The organism is Tenacibaculum jejuense (assembly GCF_900198195.1).
Classification (GTDB): domain Bacteria; phylum Bacteroidota; class Bacteroidia; order Flavobacteriales; family Flavobacteriaceae; genus Polaribacter; species Polaribacter jejuensis.
On the sequence record NZ_LT899436.1, the window covers coordinates 1,717,670 to 1,742,477 of the forward strand.

General features: G+C 30.1%; 23 protein-coding genes and 1 other RNA gene. 13 read left to right on the forward strand and 11 right to left on the reverse strand.

Annotation, left to right across the window (positions count from 1 at the left end; all coding sequences use genetic code 11):
- Positions 1-8 precede the first annotated feature (8 nt).
- From AQ1685_RS07710 to AQ1685_RS07725, 4 genes are all read left to right on the forward strand, one after another.
- Complete coding sequence (locus tag AQ1685_RS07710; protein WP_095070938.1) at positions 9-299, forward strand: cell division protein ZapA; 291 nt, start codon at positions 9-11, stop codon at positions 297-299.
- Positions 300-356: 57 nt separating this feature from the next.
- Positions 357-462, forward strand: a non-coding RNA gene (gene ssrS / locus AQ1685_RS07715) — 6S RNA.
- Between the two features lie 60 nt (positions 463-522).
- Positions 523-2,088 carry a ribonuclease Y gene (gene rny / locus AQ1685_RS07720; protein ID WP_095070940.1) on the forward strand — a complete coding sequence of 522 codons (1,566 nt, stop codon included), beginning with the start codon at positions 523-525 and terminating at the stop codon, positions 2,086-2,088.
- Between the two features lie 96 nt (positions 2,089-2,184).
- The gene (locus tag AQ1685_RS07725; RefSeq protein ID WP_095070942.1) at positions 2,185-2,733 is read left to right on the forward strand and encodes an outer membrane beta-barrel protein; all 549 of its coding nucleotides are present in this window, start codon (positions 2,185-2,187) and stop codon (positions 2,731-2,733) included.
- Positions 2,734-2,780: 47 nt separating this feature from the next.
- On the opposite strand, the gene AQ1685_RS07730 is transcribed toward AQ1685_RS07725, so the two are convergent.
- Together AQ1685_RS07730 and AQ1685_RS07735 are read right to left on the reverse strand one after the other, a co-directional pair.
- On the reverse strand, positions 2,781-4,580 hold the full coding sequence (locus AQ1685_RS07730; RefSeq protein ID WP_095070944.1) for a DEAD/DEAH box helicase: 1,800 nt from the start codon (positions 4,578-4,580) through the stop codon (positions 2,781-2,783).
- A gap of 116 nt (positions 4,581-4,696) precedes the next feature.
- Positions 4,697-6,055, reverse strand: coding sequence for a TlpA family protein disulfide reductase (locus AQ1685_RS07735; protein WP_095070946.1), 1,359 nt, complete (start codon positions 6,053-6,055; stop codon positions 4,697-4,699).
- 184 nt (positions 6,056-6,239) lie between these two features.
- Between AQ1685_RS07735 and AQ1685_RS07740 the strand changes: the two genes are divergently transcribed.
- Entirely contained in the window at positions 6,240-7,862 is a 1,623-nt protein-coding gene (locus tag AQ1685_RS07740; RefSeq protein WP_095070948.1) for an ABC-F family ATP-binding cassette domain-containing protein, read from the forward strand.
- A 52-nt stretch (positions 7,863-7,914) separates the two neighbouring features.
- Here AQ1685_RS07740 and AQ1685_RS07745 read toward each other — a convergent pair whose 3' ends face one another.
- Positions 7,915-8,853, reverse strand: a complete 939-nt coding sequence (locus AQ1685_RS07745) for a LysR family transcriptional regulator (RefSeq protein ID WP_095070950.1) — start codon at positions 8,851-8,853, stop codon at positions 7,915-7,917.
- A gap of 103 nt (positions 8,854-8,956) precedes the next feature.
- On the opposite strand from AQ1685_RS07745, the gene AQ1685_RS07750 reads away from it, so the two are divergent.
- The 3 genes from AQ1685_RS07750 to AQ1685_RS07760 all read left to right on the forward strand — a co-directional run bounded on the left by AQ1685_RS07750 (position 8,957) and on the right by AQ1685_RS07760 (position 12,977).
- Positions 8,957-9,430, forward strand: a complete 474-nt coding sequence (locus AQ1685_RS07750) for a Dps family protein (protein WP_095070952.1) — start codon at positions 8,957-8,959, stop codon at positions 9,428-9,430.
- Positions 9,431-9,653: 223 nt separating this feature from the next.
- Positions 9,654-11,177 carry an alkaline phosphatase PhoX gene (locus AQ1685_RS07755; RefSeq protein WP_095070954.1) on the forward strand — a complete coding sequence of 508 codons (1,524 nt, stop codon included), beginning with the start codon at positions 9,654-9,656 and terminating at the stop codon, positions 11,175-11,177.
- 3 nt (positions 11,178-11,180) lie between these two features.
- Complete coding sequence (locus AQ1685_RS07760; RefSeq protein WP_095070956.1) at positions 11,181-12,977, forward strand: cytochrome-c peroxidase; 1,797 nt, start codon at positions 11,181-11,183, stop codon at positions 12,975-12,977.
- Between the two features lie 68 nt (positions 12,978-13,045).
- Here AQ1685_RS07760 and AQ1685_RS07765 read toward each other — a convergent pair whose 3' ends face one another.
- The gene (locus AQ1685_RS07765; RefSeq protein WP_095070958.1) at positions 13,046-13,999 is read right to left on the reverse strand and encodes a hypothetical protein; all 954 of its coding nucleotides are present in this window, start codon (positions 13,997-13,999) and stop codon (positions 13,046-13,048) included.
- 170 nt (positions 14,000-14,169) lie between these two features.
- Between AQ1685_RS07765 and AQ1685_RS07770 the strand changes: the two genes are divergently transcribed.
- The 3 genes from AQ1685_RS07770 to AQ1685_RS07780 all read left to right on the forward strand — a co-directional run bounded on the left by AQ1685_RS07770 (position 14,170) and on the right by AQ1685_RS07780 (position 17,282).
- Positions 14,170-14,943, forward strand: a complete 774-nt coding sequence (locus AQ1685_RS07770; protein WP_095070960.1) for a DUF6503 family protein — start codon at positions 14,170-14,172, stop codon at positions 14,941-14,943.
- A 131-nt stretch (positions 14,944-15,074) separates the two neighbouring features.
- Complete coding sequence (locus AQ1685_RS07775) at positions 15,075-16,769, forward strand: sodium:solute symporter (protein WP_095070962.1); 1,695 nt, start codon at positions 15,075-15,077, stop codon at positions 16,767-16,769.
- Positions 16,770-16,790: 21 nt separating this feature from the next.
- Positions 16,791-17,282: a hypothetical protein gene (locus AQ1685_RS07780; RefSeq protein ID WP_095070964.1), complete on the forward strand. Its 492-nt coding sequence runs from the start codon at positions 16,791-16,793 to the stop codon at positions 17,280-17,282.
- 18 nt (positions 17,283-17,300) lie between these two features.
- Here the strand turns inward: AQ1685_RS07780 and AQ1685_RS07785 are convergent, their stop codons facing one another.
- From AQ1685_RS07785 to AQ1685_RS07795, 3 genes are all read right to left on the reverse strand, one after another.
- Positions 17,301-17,828, reverse strand: a complete 528-nt coding sequence (locus AQ1685_RS07785; protein ID WP_095070966.1) for a DUF4442 domain-containing protein — start codon at positions 17,826-17,828, stop codon at positions 17,301-17,303.
- A gap of 94 nt (positions 17,829-17,922) precedes the next feature.
- The gene (locus tag AQ1685_RS07790) at positions 17,923-18,258 is read right to left on the reverse strand and encodes a hypothetical protein (RefSeq protein ID WP_095070968.1); all 336 of its coding nucleotides are present in this window, start codon (positions 18,256-18,258) and stop codon (positions 17,923-17,925) included.
- Between the two features lie 121 nt (positions 18,259-18,379).
- A complete protein-coding gene (locus AQ1685_RS07795) occupies positions 18,380-19,225 on the reverse strand; it encodes a DUF2911 domain-containing protein (RefSeq protein ID WP_095070969.1) in 846 nt (281 codons plus the stop codon).
- Positions 19,226-19,323: 98 nt separating this feature from the next.
- On the opposite strand from AQ1685_RS07795, the gene AQ1685_RS07800 reads away from it, so the two are divergent.
- Entirely contained in the window at positions 19,324-19,986 is a 663-nt protein-coding gene (locus tag AQ1685_RS07800) for an MIP/aquaporin family protein (protein ID WP_095070971.1), read from the forward strand.
- Positions 19,987-20,215: 229 nt separating this feature from the next.
- On the opposite strand, the gene gldG is transcribed toward AQ1685_RS07800, so the two are convergent.
- From gldG to AQ1685_RS07820, 4 genes are read right to left on the reverse strand one after another with little or no spacing between them, the layout of a single operon-like run.
- Positions 20,216-21,856 (reverse strand): gliding motility-associated ABC transporter substrate-binding protein GldG, encoded by a 1,641-nt coding sequence (gene gldG / locus AQ1685_RS07805; RefSeq protein WP_095070973.1) that lies wholly within the window; start codon positions 21,854-21,856, stop codon positions 20,216-20,218.
- Positions 21,849-22,568 carry a gliding motility-associated ABC transporter permease subunit GldF gene (gldF, locus tag AQ1685_RS07810; RefSeq protein ID WP_095070975.1) on the reverse strand — a complete coding sequence of 240 codons (720 nt, stop codon included), beginning with the start codon at positions 22,566-22,568 and terminating at the stop codon, positions 21,849-21,851. The genes gldG and gldF overlap by 8 nt, the downstream gene beginning before the upstream one ends.
- Before the next feature lie 3 nt (positions 22,569-22,571).
- A complete protein-coding gene (locus AQ1685_RS07815) occupies positions 22,572-22,868 on the reverse strand; it encodes a putative quinol monooxygenase (protein ID WP_095070976.1) in 297 nt (98 codons plus the stop codon).
- 10 nt (positions 22,869-22,878) lie between these two features.
- The gene (locus AQ1685_RS07820) at positions 22,879-23,736 is read right to left on the reverse strand and encodes an SAM hydrolase/SAM-dependent halogenase family protein (protein ID WP_095070978.1); all 858 of its coding nucleotides are present in this window, start codon (positions 23,734-23,736) and stop codon (positions 22,879-22,881) included.
- Positions 23,737-23,854: 118 nt separating this feature from the next.
- Here AQ1685_RS07820 and AQ1685_RS07825 point away from each other — a divergent pair, with 118 nt between their 5' ends.
- Complete coding sequence (locus AQ1685_RS07825) at positions 23,855-24,808, forward strand: PhoH family protein (RefSeq protein ID WP_095070979.1); 954 nt, start codon at positions 23,855-23,857, stop codon at positions 24,806-24,808.

Sequence of the window (24,808 nt, forward strand, 5' to 3'; positions counted from 1 at the left end):
TCTTTAGAATGAATAAAATAAAAGTTAATGTCGTTATTGCAGGTAGAACATATCCTTTAATAGTTAACTCTACTGAAGAGGAACAGGGTATGCGCAAAGCTGCAAAAAACATTAACGATTTAATTTTAAGTTTTGAGCAAAACTATGCTGTAGCAGATAAACAAGATGTACTTGCTATGTGTGCTTTACAATTTGCTTCTAAATTTGAAATCAATACCATAAAGGCGTTACATGAGTCTCAAGAAATAACAAAAAAAGTGAGTGAATTAACAAAATTGTTAGAAACTCATTTAAAATAAGTTCATTACATAATTAACAAGTAAGATACTGCCTACATTAGTACATAAGTTTAATAAACTCAACACTATATCTTTAAAAAGAATGAGTCTTGGTTAGTAAAGCAAGCCGTTAGTTCGGATCCTTGATCAGCCAGTTAGTTCTAAACCTGTTTTTAAGGAGTTTATAAAACCATACTAATGTGGGCTTTTTTATTAAATAAATATATATAATCAAATCATTGATATGGAAGATTTAGGTATGCCAATCTTAGCTGGAGTAGTTGGTATTGTTGTTGGTTTTGTTGTAGCTAAGATTTTAGAAAAATCTAAGGCAAATAAGTTACTTAAAGAAACAAATAAAGAAGCTGAAAATATTATAAAAGAGGCTAAAGTAGAAGCCGCAGCAATAAAGAAAGATAAAATCTTACAAGCTAAAGAGAAGTTCATTGAGTTAAAATCTGAACATGAAAAAGTGATTTTATCTAGAGAAAAGAAAATGTCTGATGTAGAAAAGAGAATCAGAGATAAAGAATCTAGAGTGTCTTCAGAGCTAGATAAAAATAAAAAATTATCACAATCCTTAGAGAAAAAAACAGCTGATTTAGATTATAAATTAGATTTCTTAGATAAAAAAGAATCAGAAGTAGAAAAGCTTCACAAGCGTCATGTAGATATGCTAGAACAGATTTCTGGATTTTCTGCTGATGAAGCTAAAACAGAATTAGTTGCTTCTTTAAAAGAGGAAGCTAAGACTGATGCTATGAGTTTTATTCAAGAAACTATTGAAGAAGCAAAAATGACAGCTCAACAAGAAGCTAGAAAAGTTATTCTAAATACTATTCAAAGAGTAGGAGTAGAACAAGCTGTAGAAAATTGTGTTTCTGTATTTAATTTAGAATCAGACGATGTTAAAGGTCGTATTATTGGTAGAGAAGGTAGAAACATTAGAGCTTTAGAAGCTGCCACTGGTGTTGAAATTATTGTAGATGATACTCCTGAAGCAATTATTTTATCTTGTTTCGATCCTGTGAGGAGAGAAATTGCTCGTTTGTCGATGCACAAACTAGTTACTGATGGTAGAATTCACCCAGCAAGAATTGAAGAGATTGTAAGAAAGACTGAAAAACAAATCAATCAAGAAATAATTGAAGTTGGTAAGCGTACGGTAATCGATTTAGGAATTCATGGTTTACATCCAGAATTAATTAAAACCGTGGGTAGAATGAAGTACCGTTCTTCTTATGGACAGAATTTATTACAGCACTCAAGAGAAGTTGCTAATTTATGTGGTATCATGGCAGCAGAAATGGGATTGAATGCTAAAGCTGCTAAAAGAGCTGGTTTACTTCATGATATTGGTAAAGTACCAGAAACAGAAAGTGAATTACCTCACGCATTATTAGGAATGCAATGGGCTGAAAAGTATGGTGAAAAACCAAATGTATGTAATGCAATTGGAGCTCACCACGACGAAATAGAAATGAAAACTTTAATTGCACCTATTGTTCAAGTTTGTGATGCAATATCGGGAGCTAGACCTGGAGCAAGAAGACAAGTTTTAGATAGTTATATACAACGTTTAAAAGATCTAGAAGATATTGCTTTCGGATTTAGTGGAGTACAAAAAGCTTTCGCAATTCAAGCCGGTAGAGAATTAAGAGTTATGGTAGAAAGCACAAAAGTGAATGACGAAAAAGCTGCTGAATTATCATTCAATATTTCACAAAAAATACAGAATGACATGACTTATCCTGGTCAAGTTAAAGTTACTGTGATTAGAGAAACTAGAGCAGTAAACGTAGCAAAATAAAAATAGAAATAATAAAAGAAAAAAGTACGAGCATTAGTTTGCTCGTACTTTTTTCTTTTTATACATTCGCGAAAAATTTATTTAAAATTGTTAATTATGAAAAAACTATTATTTAGCTTTTCTTTTTTATTATTGGGATTAATTAGTGTAAAATCTCAAACATTTGGTGTTAGTACAGGTTATAATAATTACATTGCTTCTGTAAGTATAGATGGTCTTCCTGGAAATGGATCAGATGGAGCATCTGGTTACTATATTGGTGTTTTTAGTGATATAGATTTAGGAAGTAAGTTTCACTTAGAGCCTGAACTTCAGTTTGTGCAAATTTTTAATAATGGAGAAACAGGAGAACTTTTAGCTTTACCTGTAATGTTTAAATATTATTTAGTAAATAAGTTTAATGTCCAAGCAGGACCAGTATTAGATTTAGCTCTTAATAATGAATCAGAAGAAATAAGCAGTTTTGGTATAGGTTTAGGATTTGGAGCAGCTTTCGATATTAATGAAAACTTTTCTTTAACTACAATGTATTCTTTAGGATTATCTAACAGGTCTCCTGATTTAAATCTTTCAGATTTTGGACAACCACTTAACGTAAATACAAAGTTTGACTTTTTCCAAATTGGAATAGGGTATAAGTTTTAAGATAAAATTTATAAAAATAAAAAAAGCCACTTTAAAGTGGCTTTTTTTTATTTACGTCTATTTCTTCTTGGGTTTCTCCTTCTTTCAGAAGAGCCAGAACTAGAATTGTTATTTTTATTTCGAACTCTACCAAAACCTCTATTATTTCCAGAAGAGTTAGAGTTTCCTCCACTAGAACGTCTTCTTCCACCTCCAGAACGCCTTCTTCCTCCGCCTTTACGCTCTTTAGTGATTTCAATATTTACTCTTCTTCCGTTGAAATCAGGTTGGTTTTCTTCAAAAACACCTAGAGTTTGTGACTCATAATTTTTATCAATTTCAAAGAAAGAAAATGTATCTAAAATATCTATAGCACCGATCTCTACATTCTTATCTATTCCTTGTTCATTAATTAATCCCATTAATTTAGCAGGATTAAGTCTATCCTTTCGTCCGATATTAATAAAGAAGCGAGTCATATTATCACTCGACATTCTTCCATCTCTGCTAGAAGAATCTCTATCCCTGTCTCTCGAGCTTATTTTATTTAAATCTGGTGCATTTTCATAGTATGATAGGAAAGAGTTAAATTCTAAAGAAACAAATTTTTGAATAAGTTCTTCTCTAGAAAACTCATTTAATTTTTCGTAAATACTAGGTAAGAAACTATCAATTTCTGTAGAATTAACTTCAGATTTTTCAATCTTATCAATTAAATGAAATAATTGCTTTTCGCAAATTTCCTTTCCTGTTGGAATAGGAGTTTGAACAAATTTTTTCTTTAAAATTCTCTCAATAGGAGAAAGTTTACTTCTTTCTTTTCTATTAACTAAAGCAATAGAAACCCCTTTGTTACCAGCTCTACCAGTTCTACCACTTCTGTGGTTGTAGTTTTCTATTTGATCTGGTAATTTATGGTTGATAACGTGAGTTAAGTTATTTACATCTAAACCTCTTGCAGCAACATCTGTTGCAACAAGCATTTGAATATTTTTCTTTCTGAACTTTTCCATAACACTATCTCTTTGTGCTTGAGATAAATCACCATGTAAAGCATCAGCATTATATCCATCTTGAATTAACAAGTCAGCAATTAATTGTGTTTCTCTTCTTGTTCTACAGAAAACAATAGCGTAAATATCTGGATTTACGTCTGCCACACGTTTTAGTGCTGGATATCTTGTCTTTTCTGTAACATTATAAAATTCGTGTGTTACATTATCAGACCCTTGATTTTTCTCTCCTGAAGTTATTTCAACAGGGTTTTCCATGTAGTTTTTTGCGATAGCTTCAACTTCTCTAGGAAATGTTGCTGAGAAAAGTAAAGTTTGCTTAGTATCTGGGGTTGCTTCAAGAACTTTATCTAGTTCTTCTTTGAACCCCATATTAAGCATTTCATCAGCTTCATCTAAAACTAACCAATCTACATTATTAAGTTTTAAAGCTCTTCTTCTAATTAAGTCAACTGTTCTACCTGGTGTACCAACAACAATTTGAACTCCTTTTTTTAGTTGTCTAATTTGTTGTTCAATATTAGCACCACCATAAACGGTTGTAACATTTAAATTAGGTATATATTTAGAAAAGTCTTCAATATTTTTTCCAATTTGAACAGCTAATTCACGAGTTGGAGATAATATTATCGCCTGAGTGTGATTGCTGTTTTCATCTACTTGCTCCACAATTGGTAAACTAAAAGCTGCAGTTTTACCAGTACCGGTTTGTGCAAATGCTTTTAAATCGTCTTTTGATGATATTATTTGTGGAATTGCTTTTTGTTGGATTACAGTCGGACTTTCATATCCTAAATCTACCAACGCTTTATTAATAGGTTCTTTTAAACCTAAGTCAGAAAAAGTTATTGACATTTTGTGAATTTAAACGAACTCACAGATGCCCTATCCATGAATTCTAAATATTTATATTATTTTTTGGACCCGGCAAAAGTAGTGAATTAAAAACAAATAAATAGAGTAAAGCTAAATTAATGAAGTTCAGTAATTTGTTTTTCTATTTTTTCAGAAGATAAAGCACAAAAACTATTGATCACTACACCTTTTTTGTTAACCAAAATTGTTCTTGGATATTTACTAGTTAAAAAGTTATGTGCATGACTCTTTTCATCAAGATAAAATTGATGTTTGATATCTAATTTTTTGATGTACTCATTTTTACGGTTATCAATATTCACTACTAAAAATTGAGTATTAGGACTTTTACTGATGAGATAATTCATTCTAGAAGCAACCCAGTTATCTGGAGAGATTTCTTTGTTTCTGAAATATATAACTGTGTTATTGCCTTTTACAATATTCTTTATGTTTTCAATCGATCCTTGAGGTGTGTGAATGCTAAATTCAGGTAAAGTTTTGTTTTTAGGAATATGCTTTACATCTGCCAGTAACTTCGCTATAATTTCTTTATCGGATTCGCTTGAAGAAATTTCTCTAAACAAATTATATGCTTTCTTATTTAAACCACAACTTTTTTTGGCGTAAAAATGACGTATAATCGTTTCTTTTAAGAGTCTGTTTTTTAATTCTGTAGATTCTATTTTACTATTTACAGTTTCTAATACAGAAATGGTAAATTCATCACTATCGTCTTTTATGTTTTTTGCATAAACATCGTAATAGATATTATTGTAAACATATTTCCTGTAAGGAGGAAAGAACATTAACGAATCTCCATTAATACCAACATCTTTTCTGTGCGAAATAAAATTATTTTCGTTTATGCTATCAGGTTGTTCTTTGAGCCTGTTATTTATTGCATATGTTTCCAGCTTAGAGTATAATGGATAATATAGAACAACTTTCAATACATCTAAATAATCTTCAGAAATATCAGCAGATCTGGTTTTAAATTCTTCTAAATAATCGTCTTTCTGTTTTCTTAGAGAATCCAATGTTCTCAAAAAGTCATCAGAAGTTAATTTATTATACTTGTAGAAATCCTTTAATTGCTTTTCATTGATTAAGAAATTTTCAATGAGCGCATTATTTTTTTCAGCATTACTACCACTAAAGACTAATGATTCGTCAAATCCCCAAGTGTTTAATCGCATCAGTAAACTATCTTGAGGTTCTAGATATAAATATTGAGTTTCTGGTCCGTGTTCGAAATAATACAAACCAGTTTTAATATTATCTAATTTTCCTAAAAAAGTATTGTCTTTATTTAATTTTATAGAATCTACAACTTCATTTTTGTTATTAAAGATGATAACAAAATCGCCTTTCGGATGTATAATTTTTCCACCTATATAAGTAAAGTTTTCATCCTTAGAAGTAGCACAACTAATTAAGAAAATCGAAATTAAAGGTACTATATATTTAATCATATTCTTGTTAGAAAAGTCTATTTTTCAGCTATCAAAAATAGAAATATGAGTGATATTAGGGTGTTAATTCGATGTTAATATTAGCAAAATAGAATCATTTTCAATAAAATAAATATTTGCTACTCAAATGCTGTTAAAAGCCCGCAGTTTTTATACTTTTGCAACGAAATTTAAAAAGTAGATAATGTTATCAGTTTCTAACCTATCCGTTCAATTTGGAAAGCGTGTATTATTTGATGAAGTAAATACGAAGTTTACTCAAGGTAATTGTTATGGTATTATCGGTGCAAATGGTGCTGGTAAATCTACATTCTTAAAAATATTGTCAGGTAAAATGGATCCTACCTCTGGTCATGTACATTTAGAACCAGGAAAAAGGATGTCTGTTTTATCTCAAGATCATTACGCTTTTGATGAGTTTCCTGTTTTAGAAACAGTTGTAATGGGAAATAAAGATCTTTACAAAATTAAAAAAGAGATCGATGCTTTATATGCTGATTATACAGATGAGAATGCTGAAAAAATTGGAGAATTACAGGTTCAGTTTGAAGAAATGAATGGTTGGAATGCTGATGCTGAAGCAGCGGCAATGTTATCTAACCTAGGTATAAAAGAAGATTTACACTATTCTTTAATTAAAGATTTAGATGGTAAGCAAAAAGTACGTGTTTTATTAGCACAAGCGTTGTTTGGAAATCCAGATGTATTAATCATGGATGAGCCTACCAACGATTTAGATTTTGAAACTATTGCTTGGTTAGAGAATTTCTTAGCAAATTATGACAATACTGTAATTGTGGTTTCTCACGACCGTCACTTTTTAGATGCAGTTTGTACGCATATTTCCGATATTGATTTTGGTAAAATAAATCACTTTTCTGGAAATTATACTTTCTGGTATGAATCAAGTCAGTTAGCTGCTAAACAGAGAGCACAACAAAACAAGAAAGCTGAAGATAAAAAGAAAGAATTAGAGGAGTTTATTCGTCGTTTTTCTGCCAATGTAGCAAAATCTAAGCAAGCTACTTCTCGTAAAAAAATGATAGAAAAACTTAATGTTGAAGACATTAAACCATCAAGTAGAAGATATCCAGCTATTATTTTTGAAAGAGATAGAGAAGCAGGAGATCAAATTTTAAATGTTGAAGGTTTATCTAAAACCGATGCTGAAGGAGAGCTATTGTTCTCTAACGTTGATATTAATTTAAATAGAGGAGACAAGGTTGCAGTAATTTCTAAAAATTCAAAAGCAACTACTGCTTTCTATCAAATTATAGCAGGGAATGTTGAAGCTGACGCAGGAAAATATAATTGGGGTGTAACAACAACACAATCGTATTTACCAGCAGATAACTCTGAGTTTTTCCAAAATGGAGAATTAAACTTAGTAGATTGGTTACGTCAGTATGCACAAACAGAAGAAGAGCGTGAAGAAGTATTCTTAAGAGGTTTCTTAGGAAAAATGATTTTCTCTGGAGAAGAAGCATTAAAAAAGAGTAATGTTTTATCTGGAGGAGAAAAAGTACGTTGTATGTTATCTCGAATGATGATGACTAGAGCTAACATTTTAATGTTAGATGAACCAACAAATCACTTAGATTTAGAATCGATTCAATCTTTAAATAATTCTTTAATCAACTTTAAAGGAACAGTTTTATTCACAACTCACGATCACGAATTTGCTCAAACAGTAGCAAATAGAATTATTGAAATTACACCTAATGGCGTGATTGATAAGTATGCAACTTTTGATGATTATTTGGATGATCCTAAAGTGAAAGAACTAAGAGAAAAAATGTACGCATAAAAACAAAAGGAAGCTGAAAAGCTTCCTTTTTTATTTTGTAAAATAGATATATCTATTTTCTGATCGGACTAATAATATCTACATCACTAAAAGCAATTGCACCTCTAATAATACCATCAATATTACTTTTTAAAGCTTCAATTAATTGCATTTTTAACTGCGACTTATGATAAATTAAACTAACTTCTCTCGCAGGTGGTGGAGTATTAAACTCTCTTAAATACTTTTTGTCTTCTTCAGATAAATCTAAAGTATTTAAATATGGTAAAAGTGTCATACCTAAACCATCTTTAGAAAGCTTAATTAATGTATCGAAACTTCCACTTTCTAAATGAAATTTTTTATCATCATCTTTCTTATTCATTTTACATAGATTAATAACACTGTTTTTAAAACAATGTCCGTCTTCTAACAATAAAACATCTTCTAATTCTAAATCTTCCACATCTAATTTAGATTTAGAAAATAAGCGATGTTCATTAGGAATTAACCCTACAAAAGGTTCGTAATATAAAACTCGTTCTTTTATAGCTTCATTACCTAATGGAGTGGCAGCTATTGCAGCATCAATATATCCATCAGTTAACTTCCTAATAATTTCATCTGTAGTTAATTCTTCAATCACCAACTGAACTTTCGGGTAAGTTCTAGTAAAGTTTTTTAAGAACATAGGTAATAAAGTAGGCATAACTGTAGGAATTATTCCTAACTTAAATTCACCACCGATATATCCTTTTTGCTGATGAACAATATCTATAATTCGATTACTTTCATCAACAATAACTTTAGCTTGTTCTACTATTTTTTCTCCAACAGGTGTTAATTCAATTGGTTTTTTAGAGCGGTTAAAAATCTTAGCATCTAGTTCTTCTTCTAGTTTTTGAATTTGCATACTAAGCGTAGGCTGAGTAACAAAACAATGCTCAGCAGCTACAGTAAAGTTTTTATGTTCTGCAACAGATAAGGTATATTTTAACTGTGTTATAGTCATTCTATAATAATTTTCGATAAATATATTAAAACTATCAATTATACTAATAGTAGTTTCTTTTTATTTTGAGATAATTTTGAAAAAAGAAATATTAGAAACAATTATGACTAAAACAATAATAGGGTTAGATAAAGCAAAATCTGAAGAATTAGTAAAAGAACTAAATATATTATTAGCTAACTTTCAGATTCATTACCAAAACTTAAGAGGATTACATTGGAACATTAAAGGAAAAAACTTTTTTGAATTACACGTGAAGTTTGAAGAGTTATATACAGATGCCCAATTAAAAATAGATTTAATAGCAGAGCGAATTTTAACTTTACAAGGTGAACCTTTACATACTTTTGAAGATTATTTACATAATGGTAACGTTACAGTTGGTAAAAGTATAAGTAACGATGAACAAGCAATACAGTTAATAGTGAGTTCTTTAACTACGTTATTGAGTGTGGAAAGAGAAATTTTAGAATTATCAGATGAAGCTAACGATGAAGGAACAAATTCTATGATGAGTGATTTTATCGCAGAACAAGAAAAAACAATTTGGATGTTTAATGCTTGGTTAACCAAGTAGATAGAAACAATAAATTTTAAAAAGAAAAGTGATTGCATTATTGTTATCACTTTTCTTTTTTTTTATAAAAATCTTCTTATTTATATCAGTTCTAATTATTAAAGATTAATTGATTTAGGTAACTTTTTATTAAAAAGAAATTAAAATACTGATCACTTAAAGTTTAAATCTGAGCCTTTGTTTTGCACAGTAAATATTAATTAACAAAACTAAATAAGGACACATGAAAAAACTTAAATTAAGTGTAGCTGCTTTATTAGCATTATCTATTTCTACGACTACATTTTATTCTTGTGAAGATGGAATGAATGGTGTAGACGGAAAAGATGGTATTGATGGAGTAGATGGGCAAGACGGTCAAGATGGGGAAGACGGTCAAGATGCAACTGCTGTATTAACATCTTCTAAAACACCAAACTTTTTAAAAGTAACTAGTGATTTTGTAGGATTAAAAATAACTCCAATTTTATCATCTGAAGATGTAATTCCTAATACACCAGATTTCGTTTACGGATCTATGGCAGATGGTGCTGGATTATTAAAAGAATCTGATGGAACTTTCACATTAATTAATAACATCGAAGCTGATTATTCTATTGCTAGAATTAAATTAGACAAAAACTTAAAACCTACTGCTGGAGAGTATATTTTAAACGCTGCTGCAACTGCAGAAACTGCTCAATGTTCAGGATCTATGATTAATCCAGAAGAGCATGGTTTCGGACCATTGTATTTATCTGGTGGAGAATGGGGAGGTTCTTCTAAAGGAGTTTTCGCTACAGATCCATACAAATCAGCTGATGATGCTGGATCAGGAAGATTATTGCCAGCTTTAGGTCAATGGTCTACAGAAAATGCTGTTGTTATTGGTAAAGATGCTTATCCAAACCAAACAGTTGCTTTTATTGGAGATGATCATTCAGATAACGATGTTCCTTCAGGACAATTAGGAATGTATGTTGGAAATAGAGGTGATTTAGAAACTGGTAAATTATACGGATTAAAAGTTACTACTGCTGGAATCGACTATGAAGTTGATATGGTTGAAGGAACTGAGTATGATGCTGAGTTTGTTGAATTAACTGAAACTGAAATCAATGCTTTAGATGCAGAAGCTAAATCTAAAGGTGTAATGGGATTCTCTCGTTTAGAAGACATTGACTGGAGAAGAGGAACAGCTGGTAATCAAAGAGAACTTTATTTTGCTGTTACAGGTAGAAATAAATCTGGATTAATGGGTAAAGGTACTTTCTTAGGACGTATTTATAAAGTTGTATTAAATGATACAGATCCAACAGGAGCTGCTAAAATCACTTGTGTTTTAGATGGTGATAAAGTTGGTGGAAAAGCTGAAGGATTCCATTCTCCAGATAATATTTTAGTAACTGAAAATTATGCTTACATTCAAGAAGATCCAAATGGATATTTAGATACTTCAGTAAACGGATTTGCTAAATTATACCAATACAACTTAAATACAGGAGAAATCAAAACTGTATTAGAATGTGATCAAAATAGAGCTGCTGATATGGGATATGGTTCTAGCACAAGAAACTGGGAAATTACAGGTATGATTGATGTGACTGACATTGTTAGCAATGGTAAAAATACATTTATCGTAATTACTCAAAATCACGGATGGGAGCCTGCAGATGGAACTTCATTTACAGATCCATTAGCGAATCCTGATTTAGGAAACAGAAAAGAAGGTTCAGTTTTACACGTTATCACTGGGTTAGAAAGATAAAAAATGAAAGACATATTAAGTCGAGCTAAGGCATACCTCTGTGTATGTCTTTTGCTTTTGTTAATCGCATGTGGTAAAGAAGATAAAAAATATGTAGCTGTAGCTGATTTTTCTACAGATATTTCTGTTTTATATAATGACTATTTATCTAATGCTATAACTCATTTAGATAAGATAAATTTAGAAAGTACATCTTCTTCAGAAAGAAAAGAGTTTTACAAAACTGCCAGAAAGTATTTTAAATTAATGGAGCCAATTTTGGCGTATTCAGATAAGAATAATTACAAATCGTTGAATGCACCAAATATTATTCAAGTTAAAGGAGAGGAATCTCAAGATACTAGAGTGATCAATCCAATAGGTTTTCAGGTAATTGAAGAAAATTTATACGAAGATCAAATTGATACACTTGTATTAAATAGAGCTGTTAATGTAACTAGAGATCGATTAAGATTAATCCAGAAAAATGTTGCGTTAAAACTAAAGGATTATCACATCATTTGGATGTTAAGAGATCAAATAGTAAGAATTGCAACTACTGGTATTACAGGATTCGATTCACCAGTGTTAAGTCAATCTTTATTAGAAAGTAACTATACTTATAATACAATAATTGAAATTGTAAAAATGAATGAAGACAAGTTTAAATCTAAAGAACTAAAAGATAAATTCATTGAAGAAATTATTGCAGCACAAAAAGATTTAGATCATGATTTTGATACTTTCGATCGTTTTACATTCATAAAAAAGCATACTGATTATCAGTTGAAATTATTAGTTGACATTCAAAAAGATTGGAATGTAACCTTTCCTTTTGAAATGGCATTATCAAACTCAATGACAACACTTTTTTCAGATACAGCTTTCAATATTGATTATTTTTCTGATCAACTAAGCGACACCACAAAGCTTTCTGAGAAAATAATTTTCGGTAGAGAATTATTTAACGATAAATCTTTATCTAAAGATTATTCAATGGCTTGTGCAACATGTCATGTAAAAGATTTAGCTTTTACTGATGGTAAGAAAACTTTTGATAAAAATCAAACTAGAAATACACCAACAGTTGCCTATTCGGCTTATCAGCAAGCTTTTTTTATGGATGCCAGAGCTGGAAGTTTAGAAGGACAAGTAGTAGGTGTTGTAAAGAATCATAACGAATTCAATATGTCTATGGATTCAGTGGTAGCTAGAGTTATGAATAATGAAACTTACAAGAATAAGTTATCAGATTTATATAAAAATAAAAGAGTCGATTATAATATTAGACACGCAATAGCGTCTTACATAAGAAGTTTAAATTCATTCGATTCTAAGTTTGATAAAAATATACGAGGAGAGGAAAATACCTTAACAGAAGAAGAACAATTAGGTTTTAATTTATTTATGGGAAAAGCAATGTGTGCAACTTGTCATTTTGCTCCAGTTTTTAATGGAACTGTTCCTCCAAATTATACAGATACAGAATTAGAGTTTATTGGAGTTCCGGCTACAAAAGATACTTTAAATGCAAAGTTGTCTCCAGATTTAGGACGATATGAATTGTTTAAAACACCAGAACGTAAACATTTCTTTAAAACTCCTACTGTTAGAAATGCAGGAATTACAGCTCCATACATGCATAACGGAGTGTATACAACTTTAGATGAAGTTATGGATTTTTATAATAAAGGTGGTGGAGCAGGATTAGGAATTGAGAATGATTATCAAACCTTGCCTTTTGATAATCTTAAACTTTCTAAAGAAGAAATAGCAGCAATAATTGCATTTATGGAAACATTAAACGATGGTAAAAATTAAGTTTATATTTACTATTAACAAACACAACAAGATAAAAAGCCTCATAAATTTATGAGGCTTTTGTTTTTTTATTGTATTGGTGTATCACTTATATATTTTGTAGAAAAGTTAGTCCAACCGTATTTGTCTTTTAAAAACTTTGCTGGATTTTTACAGATATCTCCGCCTTTCCAACCCCAAGGTGCATTCGCTCTATTTGTACCATCTCCGTTGTCACCAACAAAAGAAGCTCCAGCAAATGTTAATGGATTATTTCTTTGTTTCCATAAACTATTTTCTAAGGCAGTTAAATTATAGTTGATGTTCTGAGGTAAATTTCTAGAGTTTTTATCAGGGCTTACAGCTGCTTTTCCATTAAAATAGTATTTTATATATGAACCATCTTTATCGGAAGACCCTTTGTAAGCACGCATTCCATGTCCTTTAGCTTGAATATAAAGTTGTGGTTGCTTTCCATCTAACAAGATTTCATTTTTATTGTAGTCATAAATAGAAGAGTGCCAGATAGTTTGAGCGTTAATAATAGCACCAAAATCTCCGTTTTCCTTTCTATCCGCTGTAATAAGAACTCCTTCCATATCATTTTCATGAGAATCTTTAGAACATAAAAAAGGAACATCAGTCCAATCTCTTGGATGATAAACGGCATATAAAACAAAATAATGAGTTTTAGTATAAGTAACATAGTAGTAGACATGAGGAATTAATTTTCCACTATTTCTACCAGAAACCATGTTTTCCCAGTTGTTTTTGGTGTTCCAGTCGTTATCATAATTAACAGCAGTAATCCAGTCTGCAGAGCCACTTTTAGATTGGTTTCTACATAAACCGTCTGTTGTGTCTACATCCTGAAAAAATACAGGAGCATAGTGTACAGCGATTTGTGCATCAGTTTTTTGAGTTTGTCTACTTAACAGATCAGGAATAGAATCAGAGTTTTCATTGAAAATTTCATCATTACAAGAGATACATAAAAGACAAAGTAAAAAAAAGTAAGAGTAATAAAGTTTTTGTGTTTTCATTATAAATAAATTTAGGGTATTAATTTTTCGGCAAAACTATTAAACCAGTCATTTCTTTTTCGGTTAAAATGATATTTAGTTATACTTTTACACATAATTGAGAAAAAAAAATAAAACATGTAATTTTGAGAAAAAACATTCGACTATTATCTGATAAACTATAATTAAAAATGAAAAAACTAATCTTACTTTCAGTAGTATCTCTACTAGTAATATCATGTAAACAAGAAGCCAAAAAAGAGGTTGAAACTCAACCTAAACAAGAGGTTAAAAAAGAAGATAAATTTCCTAAAGCACTAGGGGAAGTATTTGAAAAACATGGAGGAATTGATACCTGGCGTAAAGCTAGAACAATGTCTTACAAAATCAATAATCAAGATCATACAATCGATTTACCTACAAGAAAGACTGTTGTTCAAGCAGAAAATTTCTCATTAGGTTACAACGGAAAAGATGTCTGGTTAAGTCAAAAAGATTCTACAGCTTTTAAAGGAAATCCTGAGTTTTACTATAATTTATATTTCTATTTTTATGCAATGCCTTTTGTATTAGCAGATGATGGAATTACATATTCAGAAGTAGCACCAATAAGTTTTGAAGGTGTAAATTATCCAGGATATAAAATATCTTATGGAGCAAATGTAGGAACTTCTCCAGATGACAATTATTTTATTTATTTTCACCCAGAAACTAAACAAATGGCTTGGTTAGGATATACGGTAACATATTTTACAAAAAAGCCTTCAGAAAAGTTTAGTTTAATACGATATAATGATTGGGAAAATGTTAACGGTTTAGTTTTACCAAAATCTATAACTTGGTACCAGAAAGATGATAACGGTGTTCCTACTGAACCAGCAAGAGATCCTATTATGTTTTCTTCAACTTCAGTAACTCAAGCGCCTTTAGCAGATAACTTTTTCGAAAAACCAACTAACAATTAATAACTAAAGAATTACAAACATGAGAAAAAAGTATATATGGAAAAAAGAGTACACACTAGTACTGTTAGCCAATTTAGCGTACATTGTCATCTTTTTAATTATAACAAACCTATATACTAAATAATATTCTCATGCAAACTTTAGATTGGATTGTACTTTCAATAACATTATTGTTTATTGTTCTTTACGGAACATGGAAAACTAGAGGAAGTAAAGACGTAGAGCAATATATTAAAGGAGGAAATGACACAAAGTGGTGGACTATCGGTTTGTCTGTAATGGCAACTCAAGCTAGTGCCATCACTTTTTTATCTACACCAGGTCAAGCTTTTCATAGCGGTATGGGATTTGTTCAATTTTATTTCGGACTTCCATTGGCTATGGTTATTATATGTTTAGTATTTATTCCTATTTATCATAAACTAAATGTATACACAGCTTATGAATATTTAGAAAGTAGATTCGACCTTAAAACTAGAACTTTAGCTGCCATTTTATTTTTAATCCAAAGAGGATTAGCAGCAGGAATTACCATTTTTGCTCCTGCAATAATTCTTTCCGCAGTGTTAGGTTGGGATCTTGTTTTCTTAAACATAATTATAGGTGTTTTGGTAATTATTTACACAGTTAGTGGAGGAACTAAGGCTGTAAGTGTTACTCAAAAACAGCAAATGGCAATTATTTTCTCAGGAATGTTTATTGCTTTTTACTTAATACTTCAATATTTACCTGACGGAATTACTTTCGGAAAAGCTCTTGAAATTGCCGGAGCTAGCAATAAAATGAAGGTTTTAGATTTTTCTTGGGATTTGAATAATAGATATACAGTTTGGACTGGTTTTCTTGGAGGAACATTTTTAATGCTTTCTTATTTCGGAACAGATCAAAGTCAAGTTCAACGCTATTTATCAGGAAAATCTGTAAGAGAAAGTCAATTAGGCTTAATTTTTAATGGTTTATTAAAAGTGCCTATGCAGTTCTTTATTTTATTGGTAGGAGTTATGGTATTTGTATTTTATCAGTTTAATACTTCTCCTTTAAATTTTAATCCTAAAGCAAAAGAAGCAGTTATTAGTTCTCAATACGCTGATCAATATAAAATTTTAGAAGATCGACATAGAGCAATTGAAGCAGAGAAAAAAACGCTTATTTTAAGTGGTATTACTGAAAAAAATACGCCAAAACTGCAAGCTTTAAACGAAGAAGATTTAAAGATAAAAGAAGAGGCAAAAGTCATCATTAAAGAATCTAATGATAAAGTAGAAACAAATGATAAAGATTATGTTTTTATTCATTTTATATTAAACAATTTACCAAAAGGATTAATAGGTTTATTATTAGCAGTAATACTTTCTGCAGCAATGTCTTCTACAGCTTCAGAATTAAATGCTTTAGCTTCTACAACAGCAATAGATTTATATAAGAGAAATGTAAAAGAAGAAAAAAGTGATCAGCATTATGTAAATATGTCTAAATGGTTCACTTTAGGATGGGGAATTTTAGCCATTTTGGTTGCCTGCGTTGCAAATTTATTTGATAATTTAATTCAATTAGTAAACATTATTGGGTCTATATTCTACGGAAATGTATTAGGAATTTTCTTATTAGCATTCTTCTTTAAGTTTGTAAGATCTAATGCTGTGTTTATTGGAGCAATAATCACTCAGTTAATAATAATAATCGTTTGGTATTTAGACTGGTTGCCTTATTTATGGTTAAATGCTTTAGGTTGTGGTTTAGTCATTGCAATAGCTATAATATTGCAAGGAATCACAGGAGATAATTTTGAGCAAGCAGATTTAAATGTTGATGAAATAGGAGAGTAGTTTAACAAACTAAAAATTAAAATGAAAAAGATATTATTATTAATCTTTGTCATTACTGCTTCTGTAGTATTGGCACAAGACTTACCATCTGAACCTAGAGACGGATATGCTTTTCCATTAGGAAGTAAATTTCGAATAAAACTTTACCCTGTTGACTCAGTAAGTTTTAATTATTCTATCGTGAAATTTGAACGTACAGATAAAATTGTTGAAATATGGGATAATGATAGTTTATTTGAAAAAGAAGGTGAGAAGGGAACTATAGATTTCTTTTTCGGTTTAGGAACTAATGGCAAAACAGAAGAAGAAAGAATAAAGAATAAAAAAGTTCTTTTATTGATTAAAAACAGATCAAAATATTCTTTAAGTTATACTTCAGATATTCAAAGAGAAGAGAATGGAGAATTTACGAAAACTTCAAATGTTGGTTCTCATTCTGGTCTTAAAGCTATTGAAATGTGGCCCTATATGATATATCAAATAGGGTTAAAAGAATTTAAAAAAATGAAATAGCATAACTACTAGAACCTATTATTTTTTGTTTTTTCTAGCACGTTTTTCTTTATAAAAATTCTTATCAGCTACATAAATTGTCTTATGAACTTCACAAAAGACTTTTGAGTTTGTTTTGTCTGTAAGTAGTGTGGTTTTTATAATTTCAATTTCCTTTTCTTCTAAAACTCGTTGTTTAATTTGATCAAGTTCTTCTGTAGAGAAAGTAAAATCAGCATATACATCTTCTTTTGCAGGTCGTTTAAAATAAACTTCAGCAGACTTATCCCAAACCACATAATTATCTCCAATAAGATTAATTAATTGTACCATAGGAATCGGATCTACAGCAGAAAACAAACTACCACCAAAAATAGAATTTACATAATTTCTATTCTTGTAGCTTAAACGAATTTTAGCTCTAACGTGTAATAAATCATTAGATACTTCAATAATCCTTCCTGTACTTCTTCTGTACATTGGAGAGAGATTGAATCCATGTTTAAAAAGCTTTGATTTAGAAATAAACTTAGTGCCTACTTCAGCGATTTTTTTGTAAACAGACATAAAATTTTAATATGCTTCAAATATAATTGAAGTTTCTAGATTTTTAATTTATTGCTATCTTTTTAGATGTTAGAATGATTTTTTCAGTGAACTACTATTTATCACAACCACCAACTACTTTAGAAAAATCATAAGATTCTCCATGTTTAAAATAAACATAAGAATTTTTCACATGTGTAGTTTTTTCAAGTACGGTATAATCGTATTCTACAGCAATAACATACATATTAGTTCCAGGAGTCGGATTTAAATTTCCAAAAGTTACATTTGAAATTTTTGCTTCTTTAGGAACATTATTACAATCCTTAATTCGCTTAATACTAGAAATGTCTTTAACTATTTGCTGTTCTAGTGTTAACTTTTCTCCGCAAGAACATAGCAATGTTAGTAGAAAAATAAAAAGGCTAGTATATTTGATTGTTCTATTCATAGTTCTATAAATTATTTGGATAAATATATAAGTTTATTCCCTCAATTAGTATAGTGGAGCCAATAAAAAAACTCGAATTCTATGAATCCGAGTTTTAAACTTTTAATTTAAGGAAGATATATTAAGCTCCCCATTCTTTAAGAGAGTCTTTATTTAATTTAATATAATCTGCATTTCCAGCTTTTTCAGCATGCATTAAAGAAGCCTTTGCAGCTTTAATAGCACCTTTTTTATTTCCTGCTTTAGCATGGATTAAAGATTGCTTACGTAAATACCAAAAACGTGGTTGATCTTTAGTCATTTCAATAGCTTTATCAATCCATTGTTGCGCTTTTGCGATATCTTTACCTTCATCTAAATAATAAGATGCAGCAGCATAGTAATCGTTTGGACCAGGACCAGCCATTACTTTATCGATACTAGCAGAAACAGCTTTATCGGTAGGAACATTGAATTTAATTCCAGCATAAGCATTTTCCCATAAAATACCTAAAACAGCAGAACCATTTTTAACATCATCAATTGTGATTGTAAATGTTTCAACAGTCATTGGCATTTTTTCAACCTTAGCAGTTGTAGTTAAAGCAACTTTAGATTGATCAAATTTTCTTGGAGTTCCCCAGTTATTTGTATCGCTGTAAAACATTACTTCCCAAGAAGAAGCATTTGGCTTAGAAAAAATTGCATAAGAACCTTTTTTAAGAGTTTTACCATCAATAGTAACATCATCACTAAATGTAACAACTGTATTTTTGTTAGCTCCAGTTCTCCATAATTTTCCGTAAGGAACTAAATTTCCAAAAACTTTTCTTCCTTTAACTCCTGGTCTAGAGTATTCTACAGTAACATCAGTTAATCCAACTTGCTGCTCAATTTTTGCAGAAGGGCTAGGTTGTGGAGTTTTTACTTGTGCATAACCTGATAAAGTTAGTGAAGCTACAAATAAGCTTAAAAGTATTTTTTTCATGTTGATAAAAGTTTGTTTTTGTACTTTATAAAATTACGGCTAAATGAAATGATAAATGTTAACAAAAACTTAAAATACGAGATTGTATCTTTGCTTTCATGAAAAAATACATATCAGAATTTGTAGGAACTTTCGCACTTATTTTTTGTGGAACTGGAGCTATGACAATTAATGAAGTAACGAACGGATCTATTGGTCATGTTGGTGTAGCAATTACTTGGGGATTAATAGTTATGGCAATGATTTATGCTTTTGGTGAAATCTCTGGAGCTCACTTTAATCCAGCTGTTTCTATATCTTTTGCTTATGCGAAGAAATTCTCATGGAAAGAAGTTCCTAAGTATATATTAGCTCAAACTTTAGGAGCTTTGGCAGCAAGTTTACTATTGTTCTTTTTATTTCCTGAAAGTGAATTTTATGGAGTAACAATTCCGTCAACAGATGCAATGCGTGCCTTTGTTTTAGAATTATTACTAACGTTTTTCCTTATGGTTACTATTATAAATGTTTCTACAGGAAGTAAGGAAGTAGGAGTAATGGCAGGAATTGCAATTGGAGGTGTAGTTTTATTAGAAGCAATGTTTGCAGGTCCAATTACAAAAGCTTCTATGAATCCAGCTCGATCAATAGCTCCAGCTTTAGTTTCTGGTCATTTAGAACATTTATGGTTATATATTTTGGCACCAATTATAGGAGCTTTATTAGCTGTAGCTACTTGTAAATTAGTAAAAGATGATAACTGTTGTGACGAAGGTTGTTAGTAATATAAATGATATTTGATAAATAGTTTAAAGCGTCTTGTACTTCATTAATTAACTTGGCTTTATATAAGAATTTATAACTATCAAAATTATCACTTCGATAAAGTCAGCTTTAATGACTAAAAGTTGATTTTAGATACACAATCATTCCATTATTTATTTTATTCAAAATGAGATTTTAAGCTATACCACATTAATTAATGTTTAATTTTTTAGTGATCTATTCGCATTAACTATACTTTCTTTTTCTTAGATAATTAAATACAAATCCGAAAGCTAGTAATAGAGATATAGGTAACACAATATTAAATAATTGCCAAGATTTTTTCTCACTGTAAGCTCTTTTCTTATCTAAAACTCTAAGTTGTACAGATTTATTTTTTAAATCTATTAAGCCATTATCATCTAAAAGATAATCTACAGTATTTACAAGAAAATCTTTGTTTCCGAAGCGTTCTTGAGTCCATTTGTCAATACCTAAATCATAAGGTTTACCCTTTAACAATTGATTTTTTCCAATGTCTCCATCAGCAATAACAACCATTCTGTTGGATTTAGATTTTTCAGTATAGTTTTTAGAATCAAAAGGTTTTGTTCTACTTCTGTAAGCTGACTCAAATTCACCTTCTAATAAAACAGCTAATAATTGGCTTCCAGCTCCGTATTCCTGTTGTTTCGGTTCTTGAGTTATACTTTCCAATTCGATAATTTTCGGAGTTCCAGAAAGTTTAGTTAATACAGAGCTAACTAAAAGAGGTGTTTTCTTTACATTTTTCTGAAGAGTGTCTAATTGCGTAGTAAACCTAAATCTTACAGGTAATACATTTTTCGTAATGGGATGCGAAGGATTTCCAGTAACTAAAGGATGATAAAACCAGTTGAAATTTTCAAATTGCGTTTGGTTTCCAGTATTACCAGCAGCTAAAGTTAATTTAGAAGCATATAAATCTTGAACTAATTTATTATTTACACGTACACCATAACTGAATAATAAATCAGTTAAATTTAAATCTCTTGGAAAAGCTAGCATTTTACCTTGATTGTATAAACTATCGGTGTCTGCACTTAAGTTATCAATCATCCACAAAGTTTTACCACCATTCATGATATACTGATCTAAAGTCAATTTTTCTTTAGGAGTAAATTTCTTTGTTGGTTTAGCTATTATCGATAAATTGAACTTTTTTAATTGTTCTAATGTTTTTTCAGGATTTTTATTTACAGAATCTAAAGTAAATTTAGCAAGTCTATATTTCTTTCCTAATTCACTTAAAAAACTATATAATTTAATGTCTTCAAGTTCTCCAATTCCTGAAATTACGGCTATGGTTTTAGGTTGTTCTTGTGTGATAACTTCAATTCCGCTAGCGAAAGAATGTTCTAAAGCTGCTATCGCATTTTCTAATTGTTCCTCTTGAGTTTTAAATAAGGAGTTTGATAGCAAAGAAACTTTTTGAGAACGGTTTTTATAGAAGATTTCAGCCCAAGGGAAAATAAAAGCTTCAGATAGTTTCCCGTCTTCTTCAACAGAAAGCTGACTAGGCATCATTCCATTTTTAATTAACTCTTGTCTAATATCATATGGATCGATAAAACGAAAACGAACATTTCTGTTTTTAGCTTCAAGTTCTTCTAGAAACTGACGCGTTTCAATTTGCAAACGCTGAAATTCAGAAGGAAAATCTCCTTCTAAATATACATTTATGATTAAGTCAGTATCCAATTCATTTAATAAATCAACAGTAACTTCTGATAATGTGTAGCGTTTGTCTTTTGTTAAATCGAATCGTTTAAAAAAAGAGTTACTTAAAAAATTAAGTACTAATATTCCAACGATAACAATAACTATATTTTTAAATTTCTTATTCATTTTCTAATCGCGTTTTAGTGATGAATAAAAAGACGAATGTAATACTGATAAAGTAAACTAGATCTCTCGTGTCTACAACTCCTCTACTGATACTTTTAAAGTGTTCGTTAAATCCGAAATTTCTAATGTAATAATTAGAACTATTAGATAAACCAGCTATGGAATCAAAACCATAAAACATAAAAAAAGATATAACTATTCCTAGAATGAAAGCAATAATTTGATTTTTAGATAGGGTAGAGGTAAATAATCCAATAGCTGTGTAGGCTGATGCTAAAAATAATAAACCAAAATAAGAGCCAATTAAACTTCCAGAATCTAAGTTTCCTTTAGGGTTTCCTAATGTATAAATACTATATACATACGTTAATGTAGGTAATAAAGCTATTATGACTAAAATTAAACTAGCTAAAAATTTTCCTAAAACAATATTCCAATTAGTTAAAGGTTTGGTTTTTAAAATTTCAATGGTTCCTAAGTTATATTCATCAGCAAAACTTTTCATGGTTATAGCCGGAATCAAAAATAAAAATAGCCAAGGCGCTAAATAGAAAAATGAGTTCAAATCAGCATAACCAGCATTTAAAATATTGAAATTATCATTGAAAACCCACAAGAATAAACCGTTTACTAATAAGAAAACACCAATAACCAAATATGCTATTGTTGATCCAAAGAAAGAATTAAGTTCTTTTTTTAATATTGATTTCATAATTTAAGTCAAACTTACAACTTTATCAACACTCCAAGCAAGAGGCTTGTCGTTAAAAAACACTTTAGTTTCTGCCCATATAGATTTAAATAATTCAGAGTTTCTGTAATTTTCTAAATCTTGTTCTTCATTCCAATAACTATAGGTAAAGAAAATATTCGGATTTGTTTTATCTCTATACAATTCTAATAAACGACAGCCAGGAGATTTTCGTATATATTCTTTTTTTTGATCAAAGTTAGCTAAGAAAGTTTCTATTTTTTCTGGTTGAAAGCTCATTTTAACGATACGAACAAACATAATATTTTAATTAAACGGTTGTGAAATCTGGTTTTTCTTCTTCATGAAACTCAACAGAAATTGTGTCTCTGTATCGCAAACCAAGAAGGGAAGAAGCACCTCCTACAGTTTTTAAGTTACTTCTAAAAACAGCAATTTCTAGATAGCCAGCAGTATTAAATAAAGCTAATTTACTTCCATCATATTGACGAATATCTTCACTGGTAAAGTTGACAATCTCATTATATTTATTGAAGATTTTTTTAAAAGTATAACGCCTAGCAGTAACGGTAAAGTCTCTTCCTTTACCAATCTCATCAAACGCCTTTTTGCTGATATTACTAATTACATTTCCATAATTGTCTATGTAAATAACACCACCAACAATCAAATTTCGATCTTGATTAACTTTTGGTTGAATTTCTATTAATTTCTTATGTGATTGTATTTCTTTTCCAATCACATCTAATTTTCCACCTCTAGCAATAAAAGTGGCTACTTTTACAAATATATCTAATACAGGAAAACTACTTTCTATATGGTTATGAATATTAATTTCAACAATTTTAGCAGGTTGTACTTCAGAAGCAATCATACAAATTACTCCGTTATCCGGACAAATAAAGTAATGTCCGTCAAGTTCTATTGCTATATGTTTATTTTCTACACTTAATTCAGAATCTACACCTATAATATGTATGGTTCCTTTTGGGAAACTCTTATAAGCATTTTTGAGTATATATGCAGTTTCAGTAATATTAAAAGGAGTAATAAGATGTGTAATATCAACAATTTTAGCGTCTGGTAACTCAGAATATATTGCACCTTTAACAGCACCAACAAAATGATCCTTAAGGCCAAAATCTGTAGTTAAAGTTATAAGCGCCATGTAATGCTTTAATTGTTAATTATTTTGTGAAAAACTCTATCGAAATTTAAGGCAAAGCTACATAAATGAATAAAATAATTACTACATTTAAACATAATAAAATTAAAAATTATAGCATTTGAACGAAAGAGTTATTGAACTAACGGAAATTAATCCAAAAGAATTTTTCGGAGCACAAAATAGTACCATTTCCTTATTAAAAAATTATTTTCCTAAAATTAAAATTGTAGCCAGAGGCAATAAATTAAAAGTTTATGGAGATCCAGAAATTTTAGATGAATTTGAAATACGTTTAGAACGTTTAATTAAATATTTTAACAAGTATAATAAACTTGATGAGAATAGCATAGAGCGTATTTTAACTTCTAATGGAAAAGAAGAAGAAGAAAGAAAGTTTGGAGATAAAAGTGATATTCTTGTTCATGGAGTTAGTGGAAAAATTATCAAACCACAAACAGAGAACCAGCGTAAAATGGTTCAATTAATGAAAGAGAATGACTTGTTATTTGCTGTTGGTCCAGCGGGAACAGGTAAAACATATACAGCAGTTGCTTTAGCAGTAAAAGCTTTAAAAGAAAAAGATGTTAGACGAATTATTTTAACACGCCCTGCTGTAGAGTCTGGAGAAAACTTAGGTTTTTTACCAGGAGATTTAAAAGAAAAGTTAGATCCATATATGCAACCTCTATATGATGGTTTGCGAGATATGATTCCATCAGAAAAGTTACAAGCTTATATAGAAAACGGAACAATACAAATTGCACCTTTAGCATTTATGCGTGGTAGAACATTAGATAACGCATTTGTAATTCTTGATGAAGCTCAAAACACAACTCATGCACAAATGAAAATGTTTTTAACGCGTATGGGTAAAAATGCAAAGTTTGTAATTACTGGAGATCCTGGCCAAATTGATTTACCTCGAAAACAGGTTTCAGGATTAAAAGAAGCACTATTGGCATTGAAAAGTATTGAAGGAGTTGGACAAATTTTCTTAGATGATAAAGATGTAGTTCGACACCGATTAGTGAAGAAAATTATTAAGGCTTATAAAAGTATAGAAACCGAATAA

What these genes read in the sequence shown, in the direction of transcription:
- AQ1685_RS07745 (WP_095070950.1), bottom strand. Translation starts at nt 8,853, where the DNA reads ATGACTATAACACAGTTAAAATATACCTTATCTGTTGCAGAACATAAA.
- AQ1685_RS07770 (WP_095070960.1), top strand. Translation starts at nt 14,170, where the DNA reads ATGAAAAAACTAATCTTACTTTCAGTAGTATCTCTACTAGTAATATCA.
- AQ1685_RS07755 (WP_095070954.1), top strand. Translation starts at nt 9,654, where the DNA reads ATGAAAAAACTTAAATTAAGTGTAGCTGCTTTATTAGCATTATCTATT.
- gldF (WP_095070975.1), bottom strand. Translation starts at nt 22,568, where the DNA reads ATGAAATCAATATTAAAAAAAGAACTTAATTCTTTCTTTGGATCAACA.
- AQ1685_RS07775 (WP_095070962.1), top strand. Translation starts at nt 15,075, where the DNA reads ATGCAAACTTTAGATTGGATTGTACTTTCAATAACATTATTGTTTATT.
- AQ1685_RS07710 (WP_095070938.1), top strand. Translation starts at nt 9, where the DNA reads ATGAATAAAATAAAAGTTAATGTCGTTATTGCAGGTAGAACATATCCT.
- AQ1685_RS07740 (WP_095070948.1), top strand. Translation starts at nt 6,240, where the DNA reads ATGTTATCAGTTTCTAACCTATCCGTTCAATTTGGAAAGCGTGTATTA.
- AQ1685_RS07765 (WP_095070958.1), bottom strand. Translation starts at nt 13,999, where the DNA reads ATGAAAACACAAAAACTTTATTACTCTTACTTTTTTTTACTTTGTCTT.
- AQ1685_RS07795 (WP_095070969.1), bottom strand. Translation starts at nt 19,225, where the DNA reads ATGAAAAAAATACTTTTAAGCTTATTTGTAGCTTCACTAACTTTATCA.
- AQ1685_RS07820 (WP_095070978.1), bottom strand. Translation starts at nt 23,736, where the DNA reads ATGGCGCTTATAACTTTAACTACAGATTTTGGCCTTAAGGATCATTTT.
- AQ1685_RS07735 (WP_095070946.1), bottom strand. Translation starts at nt 6,055, where the DNA reads ATGATTAAATATATAGTACCTTTAATTTCGATTTTCTTAATTAGTTGT.
- rny (WP_095070940.1), top strand. Translation starts at nt 523, where the DNA reads ATGGAAGATTTAGGTATGCCAATCTTAGCTGGAGTAGTTGGTATTGTT.
- AQ1685_RS07785 (WP_095070966.1), bottom strand. Translation starts at nt 17,828, where the DNA reads ATGTCTGTTTACAAAAAAATCGCTGAAGTAGGCACTAAGTTTATTTCT.
- AQ1685_RS07760 (WP_095070956.1), top strand. Translation starts at nt 11,181, where the DNA reads ATGAAAGACATATTAAGTCGAGCTAAGGCATACCTCTGTGTATGTCTT.
- AQ1685_RS07790 (WP_095070968.1), bottom strand. Translation starts at nt 18,258, where the DNA reads ATGAATAGAACAATCAAATATACTAGCCTTTTTATTTTTCTACTAACA.
- AQ1685_RS07800 (WP_095070971.1), top strand. Translation starts at nt 19,324, where the DNA reads ATGAAAAAATACATATCAGAATTTGTAGGAACTTTCGCACTTATTTTT.
- AQ1685_RS07815 (WP_095070976.1), bottom strand. Translation starts at nt 22,868, where the DNA reads ATGTTTGTTCGTATCGTTAAAATGAGCTTTCAACCAGAAAAAATAGAA.
- gldG (WP_095070973.1), bottom strand. Translation starts at nt 21,856, where the DNA reads ATGAATAAGAAATTTAAAAATATAGTTATTGTTATCGTTGGAATATTA.
- AQ1685_RS07730 (WP_095070944.1), bottom strand. Translation starts at nt 4,580, where the DNA reads ATGTCAATAACTTTTTCTGACTTAGGTTTAAAAGAACCTATTAATAAA.
- AQ1685_RS07780 (WP_095070964.1), top strand. Translation starts at nt 16,791, where the DNA reads ATGAAAAAGATATTATTATTAATCTTTGTCATTACTGCTTCTGTAGTA.
- AQ1685_RS07725 (WP_095070942.1), top strand. Translation starts at nt 2,185, where the DNA reads ATGAAAAAACTATTATTTAGCTTTTCTTTTTTATTATTGGGATTAATT.
- AQ1685_RS07750 (WP_095070952.1), top strand. Translation starts at nt 8,957, where the DNA reads ATGACTAAAACAATAATAGGGTTAGATAAAGCAAAATCTGAAGAATTA.